This window comes from Roseateles sp., from assembly GCF_049240545.1.
GTDB lineage: Bacteria > Pseudomonadota > Gammaproteobacteria > Burkholderiales > Burkholderiaceae_C > Paucibacter_A.
The window spans coordinates 1-3,142 of sequence record NZ_JBMLSK010000284.1 but is presented as its reverse complement, the minus strand read 5'-3'; the positions used below and the strand labels follow the sequence as shown (position 1 = coordinate 3,142).

The window sequence follows — 3,142 nt, the reverse complement described above, 5'->3', positions numbered from 1 at the left end:
CACCCGCACCAGACGCAACGGCCAGGGCTGATGAGCCGGGCTATACTTTGAGATTGACGGCCAAGTAGCTCAGTTGGTAGAGCAGCGGATTGAAAATCCGCGTGTCGGTGGTTCGATTCCGCCCTTGGCCACCAAACACTCGTTTGCGTCAAAAGAGGGACACAGCTTGCTGTTGTCCCTCTTTTTATTCCAATGAGGACTCTGCTGCACGGGTTAACACTGGCCCCAAGGTCGCCCGCAGTCGCGCCACAACAGCAGCCAGGGACTCGGAGGCGACTTCGTTCTTCTTGAGGAATGCCTGCCACAGTGCCTGCCGCGACGTGTCGTTTGCGAACTCGTCGGTCATGCCGACCGGCAGTGCGGCGGGCACGGACATGCCGCGCCGCTCGAAAGTCGCCTTCACCGCTTGCGCCAGCAGATCGATGTCCAGGGATTCGCGCTCCAGCAGCACCGACAAGTCGAGGTAGTCCTTCATCCGGCTGTTGGTCATGCCCAGCAGCGCAATGGCATGGAGCTTCTCCGCGATGACGGTGTAGACGGGGTAGGTTCGCAGACGCGGTGCCGGCAGGTCGTCCAGCAGCACCGGATAATTTGCATCGATGGGGCCGGGGGTCACTGCATCGCCGAAGCCTATGTCGATCTGCGTCTTGCATCGCGCATTGGCCAGCTCGCCACCGATGAGGATGCGCGCCCCGGCGTATCCGGCGTCCTTGCGAATTTCTTTTGCGACGACCGAGGCCGGATCGAACACGATGCCGTCGTCCACGGCGACGCTGGCGATGTCGTGAAAGGTCTGGGCCACGGATTCCAGATCGCTCGCACCGAAGCCCAGCAGGTCGGCATCGCGCGTGGCCCGGTGCGGCATGTCATACCAGAGTGTGAACAGCAGCGCACCCTTGAGCAGAAAACGATCCGCGTGCTCGGACTGGCTCAGGCGATAGAGGATGCGCTCCAGCGCGAAACGCACCAGCACCTGATTGAAGTCGACGCCTCGAGCCTTGGCGACGCCCAGCAGGCGGGCGCGCACGGAAGCCGCGAAGTTGCTCATTCGACGGCCTCCAGATAGGGGCGCATCACGTTGGCCACGCGACTGACCTTCGCGTAGCGCCACAGGTCGTCCGCCGTGGCCTGGCGCTTGGCACGGACGTCCTTCAGCGCCTCCAGCGCCACATCCAGACCGATCTTGTTGCGATGTTTGAAGCAGTCCACGACCGTTTTGGCCGCGCCGTACACCCGCAGTTTCACCCCGTCGCGCAGGTGCTCCTCGACCCCCGCCGTGTAGACGTCACCGGTCATCTGAACCATCTTGACCGGCGGATATTCGATTCTGGGCACGTGGCTGCCGCGCGGCATGGCGATCCAGATCTGGCGCGGCAGTTGTGTAGTCAGTTCGTGGAATTGCAACGCCGTAAGCAGGCAGAACACGGCCCGCGGCACCTTGGTGGCGACGGTTGCGAGACTTTCGAATTCCGATCCCTGCACATCAGGCAAGCGGTACAGCCCGCGTCCGACCCTTTCCAGAACGCCAGCGGCGGTCAGGCGCGTCAGGACGACCCGGGGCGCATCGATGGCATCCAGATCGTTGGCGCGCAGCAGCCCCTTCTGGCTGGCCAGATCGAGGACGCGCTGGGTGTGGGTGTCGGCGAGCATGATGGGAGTATGTTCCGTTTATTCGTCCAATGCAAGATTTCGACGAAAAACAGGAACAGCATCATGCAGCCGTGTTTGATTCCCTTTTGGAAATCGAACCGCAGACCGTCGCAGCCCGAACCAGCGAGGAAGTGCGCGGGGGTGCTCGATTTTTCCCCGGACTTCCGCATGATGTACAACCAGACCCATGGTATCCCTGCTTCTACAGCGGGGCGGTTTCCTCTAGTGGGGAACCACACCACCACCCCATTTCTGCGGGTTTGCGAGGAAGTGGCAGGAATCGGTAGGGGTCCAGTTCGAGCGTTGGTCGTGCCTACCCAGTCCGATACAGCGAACCGCTTGGCGCGGCAGGTCGAAGCATCAAGGACTTGCGCGTGCGCCGCCTGACGCGAGCCGGCCAAGCCGCTCCGATTCGGCGCGTGCTTCGGCCAGCAGCTCGCCCCAGTCCGATGGCGGGTGGCCGCTGTCGTGCATCCTGCGAAACACCCGGTAGGCGTCGTCGGCGCTCTCGTAGGCCCGCTTCGTGTCCTCGTCGTTGACCCAGGCAAACACGATTACCTTGGCCTGCGCGTGAAACCGGAAGTACAGCCGGTACTGCTGGAAGAACTTGGCCCGGAACCAGTGCTTGTGCTCGTCGCCGAGCGTGTTGCCCTGGCGGTACTCCGGCCGGGTGGGGTCCTGCGGGATGACCTCAAACGCCAGCTTGGCGATGGCGGCCAGGCGCTTGGTGGCGTTCTTCTTGACGTAGCCGGCCGCGTCCTTGCGCTTGAGCGCTTCGACCTCCGTTGTCAGGGCGTCGAGTTGGTCGAGGAAGATCGGGTGGGCAAAGAGGGTCCAGTGGTTGACGACCAGCGGCCTGACCTCGCCCGTTCGGCCGCTCATTCATCGTCCGCCAACAGTGGCGCGTCCAGATCGACCCCGACACCGCGGACCAACACCTGCATGCGCTGAGCCAGGCCAGCATCCACGGCCTGGAGCCGCTCGGGGTGCTCGGCCAGGTCCCGGGCAAGGAAGCCGAGAAACGGCACCAGTGCAGGATCGTTGTGCTCGCCGGCGGCCGCGCGCGTGAGCACGACCTCGCCGTCAGGACGGATCGTGTAGTGGATCTTGTCGCGCTTGCCCAGGCGCAAGGCCCGGCGCACCGTCTCAGGCACGGTGGTCTGATAGCGGTCGGTCAGTGTCGATTCGACTTGCATGGTGGCGGGCATGGCGCTTCTCCGGCGAGGATGCTCTGCGTAAAGAGTAATGCATCTGCATTTTCATGTCAATGCGTATGCATTGTCTGTCTGAGGTCAGGCCGGAAGCGATACCAGAGTCTGTTGCAAGGACCGGTAGTCGCCTCGACACCGCTGAAGCCCGCGAAGTACGCAGCATCACCGCGCAGCTCCGAACTTGGGGGTAGTGCAGTTCCCATCGTGTTCGCTTGCACCACCAGCATTCAACCTGAAAACGGCAGTTGGATGCATGTGCCAGCGCTGCTGTTGGGGCGCCA

General features: G+C 63.0%; 4 protein-coding genes and 1 tRNA gene. 1 reads left to right on the top strand and 4 read right to left on the bottom strand.

The features are described from left to right. The first annotated feature begins 58 nt into the window (after nucleotides 1-58). A tRNA-Phe gene (locus ACOVRJ_RS18370) sits at nucleotides 59-134 on the top strand. Nucleotides 135-184: 50 nt separating this feature from the next. Here the strand turns inward: ACOVRJ_RS18370 and ACOVRJ_RS18365 are convergent. The 4 genes from ACOVRJ_RS18365 to ACOVRJ_RS18350 all read right to left on the bottom strand — a co-directional run bounded on the left by ACOVRJ_RS18365 (nucleotide 185) and on the right by ACOVRJ_RS18350 (nucleotide 2,858). Next, on the bottom strand, nucleotides 185-1,048 hold the full coding sequence (locus ACOVRJ_RS18365) for a nucleotidyl transferase AbiEii/AbiGii toxin family protein (protein WP_422045276.1): 864 nt from the start codon (nucleotides 1,046-1,048) through the stop codon (nucleotides 185-187). Further along, entirely contained in the window at nucleotides 1,045-1,650 is a 606-nt protein-coding gene (locus ACOVRJ_RS18360; RefSeq protein ID WP_422045275.1) for a type IV toxin-antitoxin system AbiEi family antitoxin domain-containing protein, read from the bottom strand. Before ACOVRJ_RS18360 ends, ACOVRJ_RS18365 begins: the two co-directional genes overlap by 4 nt. A gap of 360 nt (nucleotides 1,651-2,010) precedes the next feature. Next, on the bottom strand, nucleotides 2,011-2,532 hold the full coding sequence (locus tag ACOVRJ_RS18355) for a type II toxin-antitoxin system YhaV family toxin (RefSeq protein ID WP_422045274.1): 522 nt from the start codon (nucleotides 2,530-2,532) through the stop codon (nucleotides 2,011-2,013). Then, on the bottom strand, nucleotides 2,529-2,858 hold the full coding sequence (locus ACOVRJ_RS18350) for a type II toxin-antitoxin system PrlF family antitoxin (protein ID WP_422045273.1): 330 nt from the start codon (nucleotides 2,856-2,858) through the stop codon (nucleotides 2,529-2,531). Before ACOVRJ_RS18350 ends, ACOVRJ_RS18355 begins: the two co-directional genes overlap by 4 nt. Between the last annotated feature and the right edge of the window lie 284 nt (nucleotides 2,859-3,142).